This is a genomic window from Sphingomonas aurantiaca, assembly GCF_003050705.1.
In the GTDB taxonomy this organism is placed as follows: Bacteria; Pseudomonadota; Alphaproteobacteria; order Sphingomonadales; family Sphingomonadaceae; genus Sphingomonas; species Sphingomonas aurantiaca.
In genome coordinates, this window is record NZ_QAOG01000002.1 from 425,639 (window position 1) to 443,315 (window position 17,677).

A 17,677-nucleotide genomic window follows, 5' to 3' on the forward strand; every position below is an offset into this window, starting at 1 on the left:
ATACTCGTCAGGCCGCTTTGGCGATGATCGCGGGCGTGCCGGCTTCGAGGAAGGCGATGAGCCCGCATTCCTCGCGGCTGAGATAGCGCTTGGCGCGCGGGAGGCGGAGCGCCTTGCGAAAGGTCGATTGGCCCTGTTTCACCAGCGCGATGAGCGACGGGTGAACATAGCTCTTCCGCGCAATCGCATGCGTGTTGCCGAGCCGCGCGACGACGGGTTCGAGCATCGCCTTGAGGCTCAGATCCGCCTCGGCGGAGGCGAGCGCCTCGAACGCGGCGACGCTGGCGGCCCAGGTGCGGAAGTTCTTCGCGGTGAACTCGGTGCCGGTGACGTCGCGGATATAGCAGTTCACGTCGGTCGAGGTGACGGGGTGCGCGACGCCGGAATCATCGAGCCAGGCAAACAGATGCTGTTCGTCGAGGTCCTGGCATTTCTTGACGAAGCTGCTGAGCGAGCGATCGGTGATCTTGAGCGTCCGTAGCTTGCCCGACTTGCCCTTGTACTGGAGCTTGAGCGTCGCGCCCTTCACCGCGCCGTGGCGCTTGCGCAGCGTCGTCGCGCCGAAACTCTCATTCGCCTCGGCATAGGCTTCGTTGCCGACGCGGATATGGCCGCCGTCGAGCAGGCGGAGGACGGCGGCGACAGCGCGCTCTCGGTTGAGCGAGCGTTTGCGCAGGTCGGACTCGACCGCCTTGCGCAGCTTGGGGAGCGCATGGCCGAAATCGGCGCAGCGTTCATATTTGGCAGCCTCCTGCGCTTCGCGGAAGCCGAGATGATAGCGATATTGCTTGCGCCCCTTTTCGTCCCAGCCGACCGCCTGGATATGGCCATTGGGCTTGGGACAGAACCAGGCGTCGCAATAGGCGGGGGGCAGCGCGATCGTGTTGAGTCGGTCGATCTCGTCGCGGTCGGTGATGCGCTCGCCCTTGGCATCGAAATAGCCCCAGCCGTTCCGCATCTTCTTGCGGGTGATGCCGGGCTTGCTGTCGTCCGAATACACGATTCTGGTGGGCAATGCGGTGGTCCTTGGGGCGCCGTATGAAGTCTTCTGGAAATGTTCGGGACGGCGCATCGTTCCGGAACGACGCGGGCCGCCCGTGGTTGAGGGGGCACTGGATTTCACTGGAGATATGCCATGACCGATCTTTCCCAAGCTCGCGTACTGATGCTCGCTGCCGATGGTTTCGAGACCGTCGAACTGTTCGAACCCAAGAAGGCGCTCGAGGCGGCGGGGGCGAAGGTCACGCTCGCGTCGATCAAGACCGACCCGATCCAGGGCATGAAGGGCGACATTAACAAGGCCGAGACGGCGACACCCGAACTGACGCTCGACGAGGTCGATACCGACGATTACGACGCGCTGGTGCTGCCGGGCGGCGTCGCCAACCCGGACACGATGCGCCAGGAAGAGCGCGCGATCGAGATCATCACCGAGTTCATGGAAGACGGTAAGATCGTCGCCGCGATCTGCCATGCGCCGTGGCTGTTGGCTGAGGCGGACGTGATCGATGGCCGCCGCGTGACGAGCTACCCGTCGATCCGCACCGATCTTGAGAATGCCGGCGCGGACGTGGTCGACGAGGAGGTCGTCGTCGACGGCAATCTGATCACCAGCCGCAAGCCCGATGATATCCCCGCGTTCAACAAGGCGATCATCGCCGCGCTGGAGGAAGAGCTGGCCGACGAACCGGTCGACTGATTGCAAGAGTGAAGCACGCTCTTCCTTGTTCTCCGCAAAGGCGGGAGCCCAGACTGGGTCCCCGCCTCGCGGGGAAACAAGGAAAGGGTGGGCTAGCGCCTGTTGAGCCAGCGTTGGGCAGGGCGTTCTATCAGGTGATAGAGTGCGATCGAGGCCAGCAGGACCAGGCCGAGGTACAACGCGATCTTGGCGGGCGACACCGCGTTCGCATCGGCGACGAAGGCGAGCTTGAAAGCCTTCCACAGGATGAAGTGGCCGAGATAGGTCGCGTAGCTGATCTCGCCGAAAAAGTGGATCGTGCGGGTTTCGAACGGGTTGTGCGGTCGGCCCGAGGTGAGGGCGAGCAGCAGGAGCAGCGTGGCGAACAGCGCTGGGATCACGAGCGTTTCGGGCAGGCCTGCGATCCACATGATGATGAGCGCCGTGGCGATGCTTATGGCCGCTCCGATCGCCGCACGCGCGGTGCGCCAGCGTAGCCAGAGCGCGCAGACGATACTGCCGGTGGTAAACTCGATCAGGCAGCGGAGCAGGCCGTAGCGCGGGATGTCGGTGCCGAGCGTCGGCGAGTCTATCGCCAAGTGCAGCGCCAGCAGCAGCAGGCCCGCGAGTGCCAGCAAAGCCGCGCTCGGCACGCGGCGCCAGTCCACCGCCATCACCAGCACCGGGAACAGCAGGTATGCGGCGATTTCGGCGCTGATCGACCAGGCCGGATCGTTCCAGGCGAGGTGGCGGGTGAACCCCCAATTCTGGAGCAGCACGATATGCAGCGGCAGTTCGGGAAACACGAATTGCGGGTCGTCGCGGCCGGTCGCGCGCAGCACGAGCGCCAGCGCGATGGCGCCCGCCAGCGTCACCAGATGCAGCGGCCAGATCCGCGCGAGGCGCTTCTGCAGGAAACGCGGCACGCCCGCCATGCCGCCGATCCGCAGGCGATCGTTCCAGGTGAGCCAGATCACGAAGCCGGACAGCAGGAAGAAGAAGTCGACCGCGAGATAGCCCTTGGCGAAGACGTCGCGCAGGGCGATGGGCAGCCCGGCGATCGAGAGCCGGATATGGTAGAAGACGACGAACCACGCCGCGATCCCGCGCACGCCGGTCAGCGCGCGGAGTTCGCCGGCGGATGCGCGTGTGGTCATGCCGATGCGGCAGGCGTTGCGCGCCGCATCGGCCGGAACGACTCCTCGCTCCGCTTGCGCGCGAGATAGGTGTCGAGGCCGATCTGCGCGCCGATCAGCATGTAGATGAACGGCTGGAACGCGATCGCGATGAACGCCGCGCCGAGCAGATAGACGATGTGGCCGCTCTGCAGCGCGGCCGCGAGCGGACCTGCCCAGGCGAACGCGCCGTCGGGATCGCGGTAGCGGCGGCGAACGACCTCCATCCGGACGAGGCCGATCAGGTTGATCGCGAGCCACAGCGCGAGCCCGAAATAGCCCTGTTCGCCGAGCATCTCGAAATAGGCGCTGTGATAGGCGCGCGCCTTGTCGACCTCGACCTTGGGGGTGGCCGCGGCGGCGGGGGCGCCGGCGCTGCCCGCATCGGGCGAGGTCTTCAGGTCGTAGCGGATGTGGTTGCCCAGATAGGCGTTGAAGCCGCCGCCGAACGGATGCGTCTTGGCGTATTCGATCGTCCATTTCCACACCGCGAGCCGGGTCGAGGCGGATTCGTCCGCGTCGTACGTCTTGATCGTGTTCATGCGGTTGGTGAAGGTGGAGGGCAGGAACGGGATCGCCGCCACGCCGAGCACGCCGAGCATCGCCAGATACGCGACCTTGCGCTTCACGTTGCGGATCGACAGCAGCGCGAGCAGGCCGATGCAGAGCAACCCGGTGCGGGTCGAGGTGCCGACCGGGATCAGCAGGCACGCGAAGACCAGCGCGAGGCAATAGCCCTTCAGCCGCCAGTCGCGCTTGAAGATCGTGCCGTGGCTCATGAACCAGATGATGATCGGGATGATCGCGATCGCCACCGCGCTGATCGTGCTGCCCTCGTACAGCCCCGAATTATTGTCGACCATCAGGTTCAACTGGCCATAGCCGCCGCCGCCGCTGGCGATCGTCTTGATGCCGCCGACGACGATGATCGACGACGCCGCGAGGATCATGAACGCCAGCAGCGCCTCGATCCGCAACCGCGTGCGCAGCGTGAGCGGGAGGAAGGCGGCAAAGGCGAGCGCCTTCCACACCCAGTCCCATTTCTCCTTGGCCTCGGCGGGGAAATCGGCGGCGAGCGTCGTGCCCCAGCAATAGAGCAGCAGCAGCACGATCAGCACCTGGCGCCCGCCGACCCGCGTGTCGCGCTTGTCGTCGGCGAGGATCCATCCGCCGACCGCCAGCGCGACCGCGATCAGCGAGATCGGCACCGTATTGAGCAGCAGATAGGTCAGCCGCTGCGGCGAGACGATGTCGATATAGACATAGACGAGGACGAGCAGGAACGGCCGCTTGAACCCCATGCCGAAGAACGCGAGCAGGAAGGCGATGAATGCGAGATCACGCATCGCGGCGGGATGTCCGGTCGGCGCGGCGAGTCGTGTCGGCGGCGGCGTCGTGCGGGCCGGGCTCGCGATCGAGATCGGGCCGCCGGAGCAGCAGGAATGCGGCGAGCATCATCAGCCCGTGGCTGAGGCCGAGCGCGAGATTGTCGATCATGGGACGGCCTCCTTTGCGTGCAGGGCTTTGCGTAGCGGGTTTCTCGAGATTCGTGCGTAGCCATAGTCGGTTGACGCGCCGTTAAGCGATCTGTGGCAGACGCGGTCCACGATGCGTATCCTTCATATCCTCGACCACGGTCTGCCGCTGCAAAGCGGCTACACGTTCCGCACGCGCGCGATCCTCAAGGCGCAGGAGGGGCTGGGCTGGACCGTCGCGGCGGTCACCGGCCCGCGTCACGGCGTCGCGCCCGCCTCGGTCGAGTCGATCGACGGGCTGACGTTCCACCGGACGGCGGCGGGCGTGAAGCCGGGTCCGGTCGGTGAGGTTGCGGGGATCGCAGCCTTCGCCAAACGGATTGAGTCGGCGGTCGATGCCTTCAAGCCCGACATCCTCCACGCGCATTCGCCGGTGATCGACGCGCTCGCCGCGCTGATCGTCGCGCGCAAGCGCAAGCTGCCGCTCGTCTACGAGATCCGGGCGTTCTGGGAGGATGCGGCGGTCGGCAACGGGACGGGTACGGCGACGTCGCTGCGCTACCGGGCAACGCGCGCGCTGGAGACCTGGGCGGTGCGGCGCGCGCATGCGGTCGCGGTGATCTGCGAGGGGCTGCGCGGCGACCTGGTGGCGCGCGGGATCGCCGCGGACAAGATCACCGTGTCGCCCAACGGCGTCGACCTCGAGCTGTTCGGCACCGCGCCGCCGCGCGACGATGCGCTGGGCGCGGCGCTCGGGCTCGACGGCGCGGACGTGGTCGGGTTCATCGGCAGCTTCTACGATTACGAAGGGCTCGACGACCTGATCGGGGCGATGCCCGCGCTGGTCGCGGTGCGGCCCAAGGCGCGGCTGTTGATGGTCGGCGGCGGGCCGATGGAGGCGGCGCTGCGCGCGCAGGCCGAGGCGTCGCCGGTGGCGGATGCGATCCGCTTCGTCGGGCGCGTGCCGCACGAGGAGGTCGAGCGCTATTACGGGCTGGTCGATATCCTGGCCTATCCGCGCAAGCGGATGCGGCTGACCGATCTCGTCACGCCGCTCAAGCCGCTCGAGGCGATGGCGCAGGGCCGGCTGGTCGCGGCGTCCAACGTCGGCGGGCACCGCGAGCTGATCCGCGATGGCGAGACGGGCACGCTGTTTCCGCCCGACGATCCGCAGGCGATCGCGGATGCGCTGGCAGTCATGTTCGCGGATCGGTCCGATTGGGACGAACGCCGCGCGCGCGGGCGGGATTTCGTCAAGACCGAGCGTAACTGGTCGTCAAACATTCGGCGTTATGATCCGCTTTATGGACGGCTGATCGCGGCCGCTGCACGGGAAAAACGATGATCGCGCTTGGCCGCTACCCCCTGATCCGATCGCTGCCGCTGTACGGCGCGGTGGCCGGCGGCCTGATCACGGCGATCGGCGTGGTGGCGATCTCGACCGAGACGCTGGAGTCGCTGGTATGGACCACCGGCGTCGCCGCGCTCGTGCCCGCCGCCGCGCCGCCGCTGGGGATGACCGCGCGCGCCTTGCTGGCGCTGGGCAGCGGGCTGCTGGTCGCGGCGTTGCTGTGGTCGTCGCTGTTCCTGCTGTTCGGACCGGGCGGGTTCCTGGTCCGCCGGGCGCCGCGCGAGGACGGCGTGCCGGTGATCCGCCGGGCCGACGCGCATCCCGACGCGCCACCGCGCAAGCCGATGTCAGCGGCGGACCTGGGCACGCCGATGATGGAAGTGGGCGTCGGGCCGGGGGGACGCGACGAGCGGACGATCCCGGCCGATCTCGATCTGCCGCTCGCGGCGTTCGATCCCAAGGCGATCCCGCCGGTACCGATGGAGCCGGTGCGCCCCGTGTCGCCGTTGAAACAGGCGATCATGGCACCGGTAATCGTGATCGAATCGACGGCGGAGGCGACGACGTTCCTGACCGCGCCTGCGCCCCCGCCTGCCCCCTCGACGGCACCGGTCGCGCCCGTAGAGGCGGTCGTCGAGATGCCGGTTGCAGTGCCGGTCGAGCCGGTCGTCGAGGCACGCACACTGCCGGTGCAGGAGGACGTCGTCGAAATCGCCGCGCCGACGCCGATCGCGCGGCCGGCACGCGCGGTGGCCGAACCGGCGTCGCCGCCGACGATCGAGGCGCTGCTGACCCGGCTCGAGAAGGGCGCGCTGCGCCGCGGACTGATCGGCTCGCACTGAGCCCGTGGGCTGCCGCGCCTCCGCTCGGCGAACGTACCGTACCCTGCTGAAACCGCTGTTTCTCCCTGATCCGCTCTGATACCCATAGCTCGAAAACATCGAGGAGGGATCATGGCGGGCGCGGATACCAAAATTGTTGGGCCGGCACTCGAGGTCGAGCGCGGTGCGCCCGTGGAGCAGGGTGCGACGCGCTACGCCTGGTACGTGCTGTCGATCCTGTTCCTCGTCTACGTGCTGAACTTCGTCGACCGGCAGATCATCTCGATCTTGGCGGAGGACATCAAGCGCGACCTGGGGCTGAAGGACCAAGATCTCGGCTTCCTGTACGGCACCGCGTTCGGCGTATTCTATTCGCTGTTCGGGATCCCGCTCGGGCGGCTGGCGGACAATTGGCACCGCGTGCGGCTGATGACGATCGGGTTGTCGCTCTGGTCGGTGATGACCGCCTTGTCGGGGTTTTCGCGGACCGGCGGGCATCTGGCCACGGCGCGGATCGGGGTCGGGATCGGCGAGGCGACCGCGAGCCCGTCGGCCTATTCGATCATCTCCGATTATTTCCCGAAGCGGCTGCGCGCGACCGCGCTCTCGATCTACTCCGCGGGGCTGTACGTCGGCGGCGGCTGTTCGTTGTTCATCGGCGGGCTGATCGTGCAGGGCTGGAACAAGGCCTATCCCGGCGGCGGGCCGCTCGGGCTGGTCGGCTGGCAGGCGGCGTTCATGGCGGTCGGCGTGCCGGGGTTATTGCTGGCGGTGTGGATCGCGACGCTGAAGGAGCCGATCCGCGGGCTGGTCGAGGGGTTGCCCGAACCCGACAAACACCCCGCGCCGTTCCGCGCGTTCGGCGCCGAGCTGGTGACGATCGTGCCGCCGCTGACGCTGATCGGTGCGGCGATGGGCGGTGCGCGCGCGCTCGGCTATAATCTGCTGGCGCTCGCGCTGGTGGCGGCGGCGGTGACCGGGCTGATCGAGGCGGGCGAGCCGTGGCCGCAATGGGTGGCGATCGGGATCGGCGTGTATGCGGTGTTCTCCTGGGCGTCGGCGTTGAAGCGTCGCGATCCGCCGACCTTCGCACTGATCGTGGGGACGCCGGCGTTCCTGTGCACGGTCGTGGCGTACGGGCTGAACGCGTTCCTGAGCTATGCCGCGAGTTTCTGGGCGGCACCCTATGCGTTGCGCGAGCTTGGCGTGACGCCGTCGTCGGCGGGGTTCATGATCGGCAGCCTTGGTGCGACCGCGGGCTTTCTCGGGCTGACGATCGGCGGCGTGGTGTCGGACCGATTGCGGCGCGGTAATCCCGCCGGGCGGTTGTGGGTGGTGATCTTCGGCGCGATCGTGCCGGTGCCGTTCCTGGTGCTGGCCTTCACCGCCAGTGCGCCGACCGCCTTCTATACCGGGATCTTCCTCGCGCAGCTGACCGCGTCGTGCGCGCTGGGTGCTGCGGCGGCGACGACGCAGGACATGGTGCTGCCGCGGATGCGCGGGACGGCGACCGCGACGTTCTTCATCGGCACGACGCTGATCGGGCTGGCGCTCGGGCCGTATATGGCGGGGCGGGTGTCGACGCTGACGGGGAGCCTGTCGATCGGCATGCTGTCGTTGCTGGTGGTGACGCCGATCACGCTGGCCTGTGCGGTGGCAGCGTACCGGCTGGCACCGCGTGCCGAGGCGACGCGCGAGGCGCGGGCGAGGGCGGCGGGGGAGGCGGTTTAGGGGGCTGCTGTTTTCCGTTCGGCGTACCTCACATCCATTCGTGCGTCCCTACCATCCGTTCTTGCTGAGCGAAGTCGAGCACCTCCGTTCGGGGCACACCCTTCGACTTTGCTCAGGGCGAACGGAATAAGGGGCGAACGGAAAAGGGTATGAGCGGAAAAAGGGGGGGCGAACGGAAAGGGGCGCCCCTCGCTGCTGGCGAGGGGCGCTGTTACTTAGCTTGCCTGGAACACGCCGCAGGCGATGCGGCCGCCGCTGTTGCCGGCCGGGTCGGTCATCAGATCGTCGGGACCCGCATGCACCACGAACGCTGCGCCGTCCGCGTCGAGAAGTCCGGCCATCGTCGCGCCGGGGATCGTCATGCCGATCGTGCCGCGGCCGTCGGTGCCGATGACGAGGTTGGGCATGTCGCCTTCGTGCGGGCCTTGCGGGTTCATGCTGCCGTGCTTCATGCCCGTCGGGTTCCAATGGCCGCCCGCAGTCGTGAAGTCGGGTGCGTCGCAGCGGCCGACGGTGTGGATGTGCGCACCATGCGTGCCGGGGGCCATCGCCTTGGCGTCGAGCGTGAAGCGGACACCGCCGGCGACCTCGGTCGCGGTGGCGCGCCCGACGTCGACGCCGTTGGCGGTCATCAGCGTCGCGGTGGCGCGCTGGCCGCCCGCCATCGGGGTTCCGGTGTCCATTCCGGTCTTGGCGCAGGCGCTAAGGCCCATCGTTGCCGCGCCGATCAGTGCCAGTGTCGCAATCCGCATATCGTCTCTCCCTGTTGATCTTTCTTGCGAACCCTTCGCCGTGGCTCAGGTTCCCCGCGGCGTATCGAGCGCCCATCGCGCGACGGGTTCGTAGGTCGCGCCATCGCGCCCGAGATGGCTTTGGTACAGCACGAGATGGGGGAGCGGGAAGGGTGCACTGGCGAGCCCGGCATGTACCGCCAGCCACGGATCGACCGCGAACCCGACGCCGGCCGAACGCGCGAGCCGCGCGACCGTCAGATGCGGGAGATAGGCGCGGCGTTCTGGCTCGAGACCCGCGCGGACGCACGCCTGATCGACCTTGCGGTGGAGCGAAGCGAGCGCATCGTGCGGCGTCACGCCGACCCAGAGCGTATCGGTCCGCCCGCGTTTCTCGAAGCGACCGACTCCAGCGAGTGCGACGACCGGCGCGGGTGCGACGACATGGCTGAGCGCGACCGCGACATCTTCGGCGATCGGCCGCTCGACCGCGCCGATAAAGCGTAGCGTGATATGCAACTGCTTGTCGTCCTGCCAGCGCGCGGCGGGGACGCCCTCCATTATGTCGAGCAAGCTCTGACGGATAGGCGGCGGGGGCCGGAGGGCGATAAAGAGACGGATCATGGATGGCGGCAGGTTAACCGTCACTATGGCCTGCGATGCAACCACTCTGCTTGAAAAGCGTCGTGCAAGAGACGATATTCACCGTAACCGGCACGATGCCGGACAAAGGAGCTGATTTCACCATGGCTAATTGGTCTGACCCCCGGCCCCGCGCCACGTCGTTCGGAACGACGGCCACGGGGCAGCGTACCGAGGCCTATGACGCTGGTCTCCGGTCGTACATGCTGTCCGTCTACAACTATATGGGCTCGGCGGTGCTGCTGACCGGCATCGTCGCGATGCTGTTCGCCTGGGGCGGGGCGGAATCGCCTGCCGCACAGGTGTTCATGAGCGGCGGCATCCTGAAGTACGTCATCATGTTCTCGCCGCTGGCGATCGTGTTCGGCATGAGCTTCGGCCAGAACCGGATGAGCACCGGCACGATGCAGATGCTGTTCTGGGGCTTTGCGGTCCTGATGGGCCTGTCGATGTCGACCATCTTCCTGGTCTATAGCGGCACGTCGATCGCGGGTGCGTTCTTCGCGACCGCCGCCGGTTTCGCCGGGCTAAGCCTCTACGGCTACACGACGAAGCGTGACCTGTCGGCATTCGGGACGTTCCTGATCATCGGCGTGGTCGGCCTGCTGGTCGCCAGCCTGATCAATATGTTCTTGCAGTCGGGCGTCATGCAGCTGGTCATCAGCGGCGTCGGCGTGCTGCTGTTCGCAGGCCTCACCGCCTATGACACGCAGCGTACCAAGAGCCTGTATGCGCAGGTCGCGGGCACTGACATGGTCGGCAAGGTCGTGATCATGTCGGCCCTCAGCCTGTATCTCGATTTTATCAACATGTTCATGTTCGTGCTGCGTCTGTTTGGTAGCAGCCGCAACTAACTCCCGCTAAGGGTGTGACGAACGCAGGGCTCGGCGGGACACCGCCGGGCCCTTTTCTTTTGGCCTCAGGACAGGAATGGGACGCGCGATGCGGCTCTCGATCGACGTGCGTCTGGATTACGGGATCAGCGGCGATGCCGATGTGCTGCTCCAGATCGAAGCCGCGGCGATGGCCGACCAGAAGATCGAGTCGGAGTCGCTGACGATCTGGTCCGACAGTCCGATTCGTGCGGTCCGCGGTGAGGACGGGATCGGCCAGCGCTGCTGGTCGCGCGGGCATGGCCGCTTCACCGCGGAGTATAAGTCGATCGTCGCGGTGTCGCGCGAGCGCGTCCAGCTCGAGCTGTATCCGGCAACTCCGCCGCGGATGCTCGACGGCGAGCTGACGCCGTATCTGATGCCGAGCCGCTATTGCCCGTCGGACCGCTTCGAAGGTTTTGTTGGGCGCGAGTTCGGCGGGCTGGAAGGCGGGCCGCTGGCCGCCGCGCTGACCGAATGGGTGTACCAGTCGCTCGAATATCGGTGCGGATCGAGCAGCGGCGAGACGACCGCGCTCGACACGTTCGCGTCGCGATCGGGCGTGTGCCGCGATTACTCGCATCTGCTGGTGTCGCTGGCGCGCGCGGGCGGGATCCCGGCGCGGTGCGTGTCGGCCTATGCCCCCGGCGTCGATCCGCCCGATTTCCATGCGGTGGCGGAGCTGTGGCTGGCGGGCGACTGGCGGCTGATCGACGCGACGAAAATGGCGACGTGCAGCGATATCGCGCGGGTCTGCGTGGGCCGCGATGCGACCGACATCGCGTTCATGACGGTGTTCGGGCAGGCGTATCTCTGGGAGCAGCGGGTCACGGTCACGCCGCTCGACTGAAGAGCCGTCCGTCATCCTGACCTTTGGGGGCGGGGGGCAGGAACGCTCTTGCCGCTGGACCGTTGGTCGTCGCAAAGTTTTCAAAGAGGAACAATCGCGATGACCGACATAGACAAGAGCGCACTCGACAGCCTTTCGGTCGCACCCGACGACAAGGACGCCGAGGGCAAGACCTCAGGCCGCGATCCGCGCCAGGAAGCTGGCCAGGACAAGTCGATCGCCAAGCGCCTGCAGAAGAACCCCGACAGTGCCGACGCCCGCCTCGACAACGGGCTGGACGAGTCGATGGACGGCAGCGATCCGATCTCTGCGACTCAGCCGGGGTCGGGCAGCGAGCCGGCCAAGTCGTCGGGCTATGACGAGGATGCCGAGCGGGCGCTGCGCGAAAAGCAGGTATAACGCACCATGATTGCCTGACGAATGGGCGCCGGTCGGAAACGACCGGCGCCTTTTTGTTGCCCGGACGTCGCGCAACGTAATCGAATCGCTCGATTTGGTTCGGTTCGTCGCACTCTTGTTGCAGCGCAACAGCTTTCATGGTCGCTTGGCGTTACGGAAAGATGACGCGCATTTCGGTCGTTGTTAACCATCCGAGCGCATAGTCTGCAGGTTCCTTGACGAGAGCGGGGTGACGACATGGCTTCCAGAATGACACCGGCACAGGGCTCGACGACGCTGGCCGAGATGAAGGAATTCGCGGGCTTTCCCGGCGCCACGCAGCGCTATATCCGCCGGTCGCTCGATGTCGGGCTGGATCGCGAGGACGCGATGCTCCGCTGGTCGCGCGACGTCGTCGAGGCGGCGTCCATCCGGGCGCAGGCGCGGCTGTACAACTCGCTACCCGATCTGCGCGCGCTGGTGCCCGACGACAGCGGGCTCGACTCGATCGAACCGTTCCTCGCGCCGCTGATGACGCTCGTCGCGTTCGACCTGGGACAGGGGCGGCTGACGAGCTTCTCGGCGCTGCGCTTCCTGTACGAGCGGTTGATCGGTGCCGAGGTGCGGCCGTGGCTGCCCTCGGCCTTTTGTGCGGCGGCGGCGCTGCCGCATCTGCATCCCGAATTGCGGCGCAAGCTGCTCCAGTCGATCAGCGAGGCGGCGGCGACCGCGTCGGGCTGGTCGAACCGGCAGCCGGCCTTCTTCCCCTATTGGGTCGAGAAGGTGGATTCGGGGACGACGCTGGCCAGCTGATCGCGCCACGCTAGCGGCAGGCGCGCCAGCCCATCGATCCGCGATCGGCCTGGTCGAGATGCAGGTGATCGGCATGCGCGGCGTTATAGTCGGGGGACAAGGTCGTCGCGAACAGCGTGCAGGCGCCGTCGCGGACTTCGCGCAGGAACGCGGACTTGGCATCGCCTCTTCTCCAGTCGCGCACGACGGTGATGCGGGTGCCATCGGTGAGGCGGAAGCCGGCAATGTCGATCGCGTCGGCGGTGGAATGCTCGCTCCAGTTGCCCGCATCGCGCCCGTAGATCCGCCGGCAGCTATAGCTGCCGAAATGATCGATACTCGCGACCCGCGCCCCGAAATGACGCTCGGCCGCGGGCTGGACGATGTTCCATTCCCACATCGACAGCGCCGCCGCAACCGGGCAGGCGACGCCGAGCCCGGGCGGCACGAACGCGATTTTGCGCGCGCCGCCGGTCAGCCTGACGCCGTCCGAGTAGCCGCATTGTCCTTCGCCCTTGCGCGGTGGCAGGACGGCGTAGCGCACGCCGGCGCGGTCCAGCAGCGCGCGGCATTGCGGGAAGTCGCTGGTCAGCGCGGCCAGCTTGCGTCCGGTGAACATCCCGATCGGCTGGCCGAGATCGAGCGGCGCCCAGGGCAGGTCCTGCGGGCGGCCGCGAGTCACCGCCCAGAGCATCAGCGCTAGCGTCGCGAAGACCGCCAGCCCGACGAGCCAGCCCAGGATCCGCCGCACCGCGCGCATCTCAGCCGCGTACCGCGTCGGACATCGGCTCCGACGTTACCGGATAGCCGAGGTCGGGCGGGATGCAGAGATGCTCGACCTCGCCGTGCGTGTCGCTCGGCCGCATTTCCGTCCAGGGCGTGACGGTCCGCACCGGGTGTGCGCGCGCATCCGCGACCGCCGCGTCGAAATCGGCGAACTGCGCGAGGCGCTCGAGATTGCGCCGCGTCGGGAAGATGATCGTCGCGCGGCCCGCGTCCGCCTGCGCCAGCACGTCGGCGGCGGTCGCCCAGATCAGCCGGACATTCTCGGTTGCATCGACCCGCGCCTCGGGAGCGTCCGCCGGCAGCCGCGCCAGATAGAAATGCGTGTCGAAGATCCGGGCATGCGCGTGCGCGGGCCGCCAGCGCGCGAAATATTCGAGCGAGTCGAGGTCGAGGCTGGCGCCCGCCTCCGCCAGCGCCTCGCCGAAGACGGTCCCGGCGTGGAGCATCGCGCGCAACCGCTCGAACACCGCAGGCGACGGCATTGGCGACAGGCCGACCGGCAGCCCGACCTCCTCTATCGTCTCGCGGATCGCGGCAATGCGCGCGGCGGCGTTGCCATCGGGGTGGCCCGACTCCGCGGCCAGAGCATGGTCGCCCGGATCGATCCGACCGCCGGGAAACACCAGTGCGCCGCCGGCGAACATCATCGCCTTTGCCCGCTCGACGAACAACAGCTCGGGCGGTCCGGCGGCGGCATCGCGGAACAGCACGAGCGTCGCGGCGGGGATCGCTGGCGTGAGGGGCGGACTATCGGTCATGTCGCGGTGTAACGCGCCACCCCGCGATCGGGTAGCCTGGGCAAAACGTCCAACGATCTCAACGCGGGGCCTGCGTCAGGGGTGCGGCCGTTACCGTCTCTGGCGCCGCCCTTGGCGCGGCATAGGATAGCGACCAGCCCGCCGGCAGATAGTCGGTCGACATGTAGTAATAGAACAGGCACGTCCCGTCGCGCCGGTAGGTACCGCCCTTGACGAGGCCGAGTGCGACCGTGCCGTCGAACACCGGCGCGCCGCTGTCGCCGCCCTTGCAAGTCGGGCCCTCGACCGCGACCCAGGTGGGCAGGCAGGCGCCGCCGCACAGATCGCCGGCGGGCGCGAAATCGACCATCGCGACCAGCGCGCAGCTATAGCCGGTCCGCTCGCCGCGATGGCAGACGAAATCGCCCGCGCGCGTGCTCTCGCGGTTTCGCCAGGTCGAGACGGGGCGCGTGAGCGTCTTTGCTGTGTTGGCGTAGAAGGTTGCGGGGAAGGAGGGGGGCAGCGGCGCGGCGGTGGCGACGGTGTTGATCTGGACATCCTGATAGCCCCAGCCCCATTGCCCGACGAATTCGAGCGGCACGCTGCCTTGGCGCGAGTCGACATAGGTGAGCGTGTCGGGGCAATGCGCCGCGGTCGCGATGCCCGAGCGCGATCCGTCGGTGACAACGAAGCCGGTGGTGCAGGCATAGCGCTTGCCATCGACCGTCCCGACGACCCGCGCGCCGCCCTCGACCGTTGGTGTCGGGGCAATCGCCGCGGGGGCCGCGTCGCTGGAGATAGTCTGGGGCGAGGGCCTGAGATCGCTGGTGGTTTGGTCGATCGCCTCGATCTGGACAGGAACGCCCGTCATCGCCGCGATCTGTGCCTGGACCGCGCCGCCGCGATCGCGCTCGGCATCGCGGCCGCTGATCATCACGACCAGCGCACCCGTGCGCGGATCGATCCCGAGCCCCGGCGGATGCGGCAGCGCCGCGCGGATCTGCGCTTGATGCGTGGCGATGACCGCGAGCATCCCCGTTCGGTTCATCGCGGCCCCGGTGCGGAACACGATCGGGACGTCGATACCACCGGCGACGATCGACTGGTCCGCGACTGGGTCCGTGCCGGTCAGCAGGATGACGATCCGATAGCTCGGGCGATGCTCGATCACGATCCCCGCCCAGCGATCACGATAGGTCTCGCGCAGGCGGTCGGTCACGGCGACGCTGTCGGCCTGCGCGCGCAGCCGGTGCATCGCCTCGTCCAGCGTCACGCCGAACGCGCGCGCATATTCGCCCGCATCCTGCATCAGCGCATCGATGGGCATCTGGACGCGCGGGACGGGCGCCGTCGGAGTCTGCGCCATGACCGGTGGCTGGAGCGCGATCAGCAGGGAAAGGGCCAAGGCGAGCCGGGCTCGAAACATCGACATTGATCGGGCATCGCACAGGAGAAGCGGGAAAGGGCCTGATGCCGTACCCCAGACGTTCAAACGCATGCAGTCTGCCGTCCGATCCCGCGAAGGGTAGCGTGCCGACACGGCCTTGCGGCGTGCGCGGGCGTGGCTCTGTTACTTAGGACACCACAGCGACGGCGCATGCGCGATCGTCGCACATGCACCGTCCTGCGGTGTTTAGTCCGTGCCGGCGATCGCCGGGTCAGATCAGCCCTTCATGCTGCATCGCGGTCTGTACCGAGGGGCGAGTCATCAGCCGGTCGCGGAACGCGGCGAGCTTGGCGGGAACCTCGATCGCGTTCTTCTTCGCCCAGAGCAGCATGACGAACAGGTAGAAATCCGCCACGCTGACGTCCGCGCCGAGCAGGAAATCGCCCTGCATCGTATCCGCCAGATACGTCATCCGCTTGACGATCATGTCAGACGCCTTGGCCTTTTCATCGTCGCCGGCGCCCGAGAAGAACGGCTTGAAGCTCTTGTGGATCTCGGTCGAGATGAACGCGAGCGCTTCAAGCAGGTGCGTATGGCCCATCGCGCCCGCGGGCTTGAGAGCGGTATCCTGGTGCGCGATCCAGTCGAGGATGGCGATGTTCTCGCTCAGCGTCTCGCCCGAATCGAGCGTCAGCGCAGGCACATAGCCCTTGGGATTGATCGCGGTGTAATCGGCACCGCTCTCGGTCCGCTTGGCCTTCAGATCGACCTTTTCATGTTCGAACGACAATCCCGCTTCATGCAGCGCGATATGGTCTGCCAGGCTGCAGGCGCCGGGCGCATAATAGAGCTTCATCGGTTTTCTCTCCGTGGTGGACGGCGTGAACGCGCGGGATGTCGATCGGCTGCCCGGCCGTTGCGGGCGGCGGGCGGGAAATGGCTTATTCGAGATCGTCGTCGTCGATGACCACGACGTTGGCGTTGGGCCGCTGGTCGGCGACATCGGCGCAGACGTCGAGGATCTCGTCGCTGAACCGCTCGAACAGTTCGAGCGCGTCGTTATCGGGTTCGTCGCCGCTCAGTTCCTGGAGAACGGCATATTTGACGGCAAAGTCGCGCTCGTCGCCGTCGATTTCAGCGGTGAACTCGATCTGCTGCGCGATGTCGTTGTCGGTGAGGCTGGCTTGGTCGACGGTGATACGGCTGGGCATGGCGTGGGTCTCCTGGAAAAGGACAGGCACTGCCCAAGAGCGGTGACTCAGGCAAGGGGTCGCGTGTCTAACGGCGGCCGAGTGTGCGCGTTGCGGCGTATCGGGCGGCCGGCATAACGACCGATATGGACCATGTTCCATATCGCAGCCCGATGGGTTGAGGCGTAGTCTCAAACAGGCCGTCACAGCGGCCGGGACTCGCGGTGTTTCAGCCACGTCGCGTGTTCTGGGTGGAACTCCCTCTGTTGCCCTTAAAGGCCGCTGTGGCGCCACTATCGGGTGTAACCGAGCCGGTCTCGTCATGGCTCGGGGTGCCTGCAACTAGCCCGGTCCGCCACCGCAGTGGGCCCCGCGCAGCAAGGTGATGGAGATCCTGATGGGTGTACCAAACATCATTTATTCCCGTTTAATTTGAGCGTGTTATCGGAATCTTTGGCTAACCTTTCCGCAAGGTTAGCCAAAAGCTTGTCGGCAGCGGTGTCTGAAAGCGTACGCTGATCAGCCGCCGCGGTGTAACGGGCGACCTCGCTGTCAGTCGTGTGGCCGGTCCAGGCCTTGATCTCTTGATTCGAGCAGCCCGCCTCTGCGAAGCGGCGCGCGGCGGCCTTACGTAGTCCATGAGCCGAGCAATTCGGCAGACCGGCCTCGTCGCACCAGTGGCGGAATTTGTTACCGAAGCCCTTCACCGAGAACTGCTTGCCGAACTCGGTCACGACAAAGATCGCGCCGACCGTCGGCGTCTCGAGGATGGATTCGGCGAGGCCGGGCATGATCGGGAGCGAGACGAAGACCTTCGTCTTTTCCTGGGTAAGTTCGAGCCTGGTGTCGCGGATACTAGCGGGACCCATCTTGCGGGCATCGCCTCGACGTGACGGGGCTGCAACTCGCGCACCATGATCTCGCCGTATCGCCGCCCCTTGCGGGTCCGCGCACGCCAGCGCTCCAGTGTCCCGCGATAGACGACGCGGGTCCGTTCACCCGGATCGAGGAAATCCGGCGAGCGGTAATAGCGCGACAGCAGGTCGTCGAACGTGCCGACGGCCGCGCGATTGGCGCCGGC

The 17,677-nt window shown here is 67.0% G+C and carries 20 protein-coding genes; 8 read left to right on the forward strand and 12 right to left on the reverse strand.

All coding sequences use genetic code 11. The features are described from left to right. Positions 1-7 precede the first annotated feature (7 nt). Positions 8-958, reverse strand: a complete 951-nt coding sequence (locus C8J26_RS07370) for a DNA topoisomerase IB (RefSeq protein ID WP_107957603.1) — start codon at positions 956-958, stop codon at positions 8-10. Positions 959-1,135: 177 nt separating this feature from the next. On the opposite strand from C8J26_RS07370, the gene C8J26_RS07375 reads away from it, so the two are divergent. Continuing rightward, on the forward strand, positions 1,136-1,699 hold the full coding sequence (locus tag C8J26_RS07375; protein ID WP_107957346.1) for a type 1 glutamine amidotransferase domain-containing protein: 564 nt from the start codon (positions 1,136-1,138) through the stop codon (positions 1,697-1,699). Between the two features lie 92 nt (positions 1,700-1,791). Here C8J26_RS07375 and C8J26_RS07380 read toward each other — a convergent pair whose 3' ends face one another. The 3 genes from C8J26_RS07380 to C8J26_RS20410 are packed head-to-tail and all read right to left on the reverse strand — an operon-like array spanning position 1,792 to position 4,350. After that, entirely contained in the window at positions 1,792-2,835 is a 1,044-nt protein-coding gene (locus tag C8J26_RS07380; RefSeq protein WP_107957347.1) for an acyltransferase family protein, read from the reverse strand. Further along, a complete protein-coding gene (locus C8J26_RS07385; RefSeq protein WP_107957348.1) occupies positions 2,832-4,199 on the reverse strand; it encodes a putative O-glycosylation ligase, exosortase A system-associated in 1,368 nt (455 codons plus the stop codon). Before C8J26_RS07385 ends, C8J26_RS07380 begins: the two co-directional genes overlap by 4 nt. Then, positions 4,192-4,350 carry a hypothetical protein gene (locus tag C8J26_RS20410; RefSeq protein WP_167398793.1) on the reverse strand — a complete coding sequence of 53 codons (159 nt, stop codon included), beginning with the start codon at positions 4,348-4,350 and terminating at the stop codon, positions 4,192-4,194. Before C8J26_RS20410 ends, C8J26_RS07385 begins: the two co-directional genes overlap by 8 nt. 111 nt (positions 4,351-4,461) lie before the next feature. On the opposite strand from C8J26_RS20410, the gene C8J26_RS07390 reads away from it, so the two are divergent. From C8J26_RS07390 to C8J26_RS07400, 3 genes are all read left to right on the forward strand, one after another. Then, positions 4,462-5,673 (forward strand): TIGR04063 family PEP-CTERM/XrtA system glycosyltransferase, encoded by a 1,212-nt coding sequence (locus tag C8J26_RS07390; protein ID WP_107957349.1) that lies wholly within the window; start codon positions 4,462-4,464, stop codon positions 5,671-5,673. After that, positions 5,670-6,521 carry a hypothetical protein gene (locus tag C8J26_RS07395; protein ID WP_107957350.1) on the forward strand — a complete coding sequence of 284 codons (852 nt, stop codon included), beginning with the start codon at positions 5,670-5,672 and terminating at the stop codon, positions 6,519-6,521. The genes C8J26_RS07390 and C8J26_RS07395 overlap by 4 nt, the downstream gene beginning before the upstream one ends. A gap of 111 nt (positions 6,522-6,632) precedes the next feature. Further along, a complete protein-coding gene (locus tag C8J26_RS07400; protein ID WP_107957351.1) occupies positions 6,633-8,231 on the forward strand; it encodes a spinster family MFS transporter in 1,599 nt (532 codons plus the stop codon). 215 nt (positions 8,232-8,446) lie between these two features. Here the strand turns inward: C8J26_RS07400 and C8J26_RS07405 are convergent, their stop codons facing one another. Further along, on the reverse strand, positions 8,447-8,983 hold the full coding sequence (locus tag C8J26_RS07405; protein ID WP_107957352.1) for a superoxide dismutase family protein: 537 nt from the start codon (positions 8,981-8,983) through the stop codon (positions 8,447-8,449). A gap of 45 nt (positions 8,984-9,028) precedes the next feature. Next, entirely contained in the window at positions 9,029-9,586 is a 558-nt protein-coding gene (thpR, locus tag C8J26_RS07410; protein WP_107957353.1) for an RNA 2',3'-cyclic phosphodiesterase, read from the reverse strand. Positions 9,587-9,708: 122 nt separating this feature from the next. On the opposite strand from thpR, the gene C8J26_RS07415 reads away from it, so the two are divergent. The 4 genes from C8J26_RS07415 to C8J26_RS07430 all read left to right on the forward strand — a co-directional run bounded on the left by C8J26_RS07415 (position 9,709) and on the right by C8J26_RS07430 (position 12,517). Continuing rightward, positions 9,709-10,458 (forward strand): Bax inhibitor-1/YccA family protein, encoded by a 750-nt coding sequence (locus C8J26_RS07415; protein WP_056417614.1) that lies wholly within the window; start codon positions 9,709-9,711, stop codon positions 10,456-10,458. A gap of 88 nt (positions 10,459-10,546) precedes the next feature. Further along, entirely contained in the window at positions 10,547-11,326 is a 780-nt protein-coding gene (locus C8J26_RS07420) for a transglutaminase-like domain-containing protein (protein WP_107957604.1), read from the forward strand. A 99-nt stretch (positions 11,327-11,425) separates the two neighbouring features. After that, complete coding sequence (locus C8J26_RS07425) at positions 11,426-11,725, forward strand: hypothetical protein (RefSeq protein WP_107957354.1); 300 nt, start codon at positions 11,426-11,428, stop codon at positions 11,723-11,725. A gap of 237 nt (positions 11,726-11,962) precedes the next feature. Then, positions 11,963-12,517 carry a hypothetical protein gene (locus C8J26_RS07430; RefSeq protein ID WP_056417619.1) on the forward strand — a complete coding sequence of 185 codons (555 nt, stop codon included), beginning with the start codon at positions 11,963-11,965 and terminating at the stop codon, positions 12,515-12,517. 10 nt (positions 12,518-12,527) lie between these two features. Here the strand turns inward: C8J26_RS07430 and C8J26_RS07435 are convergent, their stop codons facing one another. The 6 genes from C8J26_RS07435 to C8J26_RS20855 form a co-directional block, all read right to left on the reverse strand. Continuing rightward, on the reverse strand, positions 12,528-13,256 hold the full coding sequence (locus tag C8J26_RS07435; RefSeq protein ID WP_107957355.1) for an extensin-like domain-containing protein: 729 nt from the start codon (positions 13,254-13,256) through the stop codon (positions 12,528-12,530). 1 nt (position 13,257) lies between these two features. Then, positions 13,258-14,040 (reverse strand): NUDIX hydrolase, encoded by a 783-nt coding sequence (locus C8J26_RS07440; RefSeq protein WP_107957356.1) that lies wholly within the window; start codon positions 14,038-14,040, stop codon positions 13,258-13,260. A 58-nt stretch (positions 14,041-14,098) separates the two neighbouring features. Continuing rightward, positions 14,099-15,451, reverse strand: coding sequence for a chymotrypsin family serine protease (locus C8J26_RS07445; RefSeq protein WP_107957357.1), 1,353 nt, complete (start codon positions 15,449-15,451; stop codon positions 14,099-14,101). 226 nt (positions 15,452-15,677) lie between these two features. Beyond that, positions 15,678-16,262, reverse strand: coding sequence for a glutathione S-transferase N-terminal domain-containing protein (locus C8J26_RS07450; protein ID WP_056417628.1), 585 nt, complete (start codon positions 16,260-16,262; stop codon positions 15,678-15,680). Between the two features lie 85 nt (positions 16,263-16,347). Continuing rightward, on the reverse strand, positions 16,348-16,617 hold the full coding sequence (locus C8J26_RS20415; RefSeq protein ID WP_056417631.1) for a DUF1488 family protein: 270 nt from the start codon (positions 16,615-16,617) through the stop codon (positions 16,348-16,350). Between the two features lie 392 nt (positions 16,618-17,009). Then, on the reverse strand, positions 17,010-17,465 hold the full coding sequence (locus C8J26_RS20855) for a tyrosine-type recombinase/integrase (RefSeq protein WP_244185210.1): 456 nt from the start codon (positions 17,463-17,465) through the stop codon (positions 17,010-17,012). Positions 17,466-17,677 lie beyond the last annotated feature (212 nt).

What these genes read in the sequence shown, in the direction of transcription:
- C8J26_RS07370 (WP_107957603.1), bottom strand. Translation starts at nt 958, where the DNA reads ATGCGGAACGGCTGGGGCTATTTCGATGCCAAGGGCGAGCGCATCACC.
- C8J26_RS07445 (WP_107957357.1), bottom strand. Translation starts at nt 15,451, where the DNA reads ATGTCGATGTTTCGAGCCCGGCTCGCCTTGGCCCTTTCCCTGCTGATC.
- C8J26_RS07430 (WP_056417619.1), top strand. Translation starts at nt 11,963, where the DNA reads ATGGCTTCCAGAATGACACCGGCACAGGGCTCGACGACGCTGGCCGAG.
- C8J26_RS07405 (WP_107957352.1), bottom strand. Translation starts at nt 8,983, where the DNA reads ATGCGGATTGCGACACTGGCACTGATCGGCGCGGCAACGATGGGCCTT.
- C8J26_RS07420 (WP_107957604.1), top strand. Translation starts at nt 10,547, where the DNA reads ATGCGGCTCTCGATCGACGTGCGTCTGGATTACGGGATCAGCGGCGAT.
- C8J26_RS20415 (WP_056417631.1), bottom strand. Translation starts at nt 16,617, where the DNA reads ATGCCCAGCCGTATCACCGTCGACCAAGCCAGCCTCACCGACAACGAC.
- C8J26_RS20855 (WP_244185210.1), bottom strand. Translation starts at nt 17,465, where the DNA reads ATGGGTCCCGCTAGTATCCGCGACACCAGGCTCGAACTTACCCAGGAA.
- C8J26_RS07425 (WP_107957354.1), top strand. Translation starts at nt 11,426, where the DNA reads ATGACCGACATAGACAAGAGCGCACTCGACAGCCTTTCGGTCGCACCC.
- C8J26_RS07400 (WP_107957351.1), top strand. Translation starts at nt 6,633, where the DNA reads ATGGCGGGCGCGGATACCAAAATTGTTGGGCCGGCACTCGAGGTCGAG.
- C8J26_RS07450 (WP_056417628.1), bottom strand. Translation starts at nt 16,262, where the DNA reads ATGAAGCTCTATTATGCGCCCGGCGCCTGCAGCCTGGCAGACCATATC.
- C8J26_RS20410 (WP_167398793.1), bottom strand. Translation starts at nt 4,350, where the DNA reads ATGATCGACAATCTCGCGCTCGGCCTCAGCCACGGGCTGATGATGCTC.
- C8J26_RS07390 (WP_107957349.1), top strand. Translation starts at nt 4,462, where the DNA reads ATGCGTATCCTTCATATCCTCGACCACGGTCTGCCGCTGCAAAGCGGC.
- thpR (WP_107957353.1), bottom strand. Translation starts at nt 9,586, where the DNA reads ATGATCCGTCTCTTTATCGCCCTCCGGCCCCCGCCGCCTATCCGTCAG.
- C8J26_RS07380 (WP_107957347.1), bottom strand. Translation starts at nt 2,835, where the DNA reads ATGACCACACGCGCATCCGCCGGCGAACTCCGCGCGCTGACCGGCGTG.
- C8J26_RS07395 (WP_107957350.1), top strand. Translation starts at nt 5,670, where the DNA reads ATGATCGCGCTTGGCCGCTACCCCCTGATCCGATCGCTGCCGCTGTAC.
- C8J26_RS07375 (WP_107957346.1), top strand. Translation starts at nt 1,136, where the DNA reads ATGACCGATCTTTCCCAAGCTCGCGTACTGATGCTCGCTGCCGATGGT.
- C8J26_RS07435 (WP_107957355.1), bottom strand. Translation starts at nt 13,256, where the DNA reads ATGCGCGCGGTGCGGCGGATCCTGGGCTGGCTCGTCGGGCTGGCGGTC.
- C8J26_RS07415 (WP_056417614.1), top strand. Translation starts at nt 9,709, where the DNA reads ATGGCTAATTGGTCTGACCCCCGGCCCCGCGCCACGTCGTTCGGAACG.
- C8J26_RS07440 (WP_107957356.1), bottom strand. Translation starts at nt 14,040, where the DNA reads ATGACCGATAGTCCGCCCCTCACGCCAGCGATCCCCGCCGCGACGCTC.
- C8J26_RS07385 (WP_107957348.1), bottom strand. Translation starts at nt 4,199, where the DNA reads ATGCGTGATCTCGCATTCATCGCCTTCCTGCTCGCGTTCTTCGGCATG.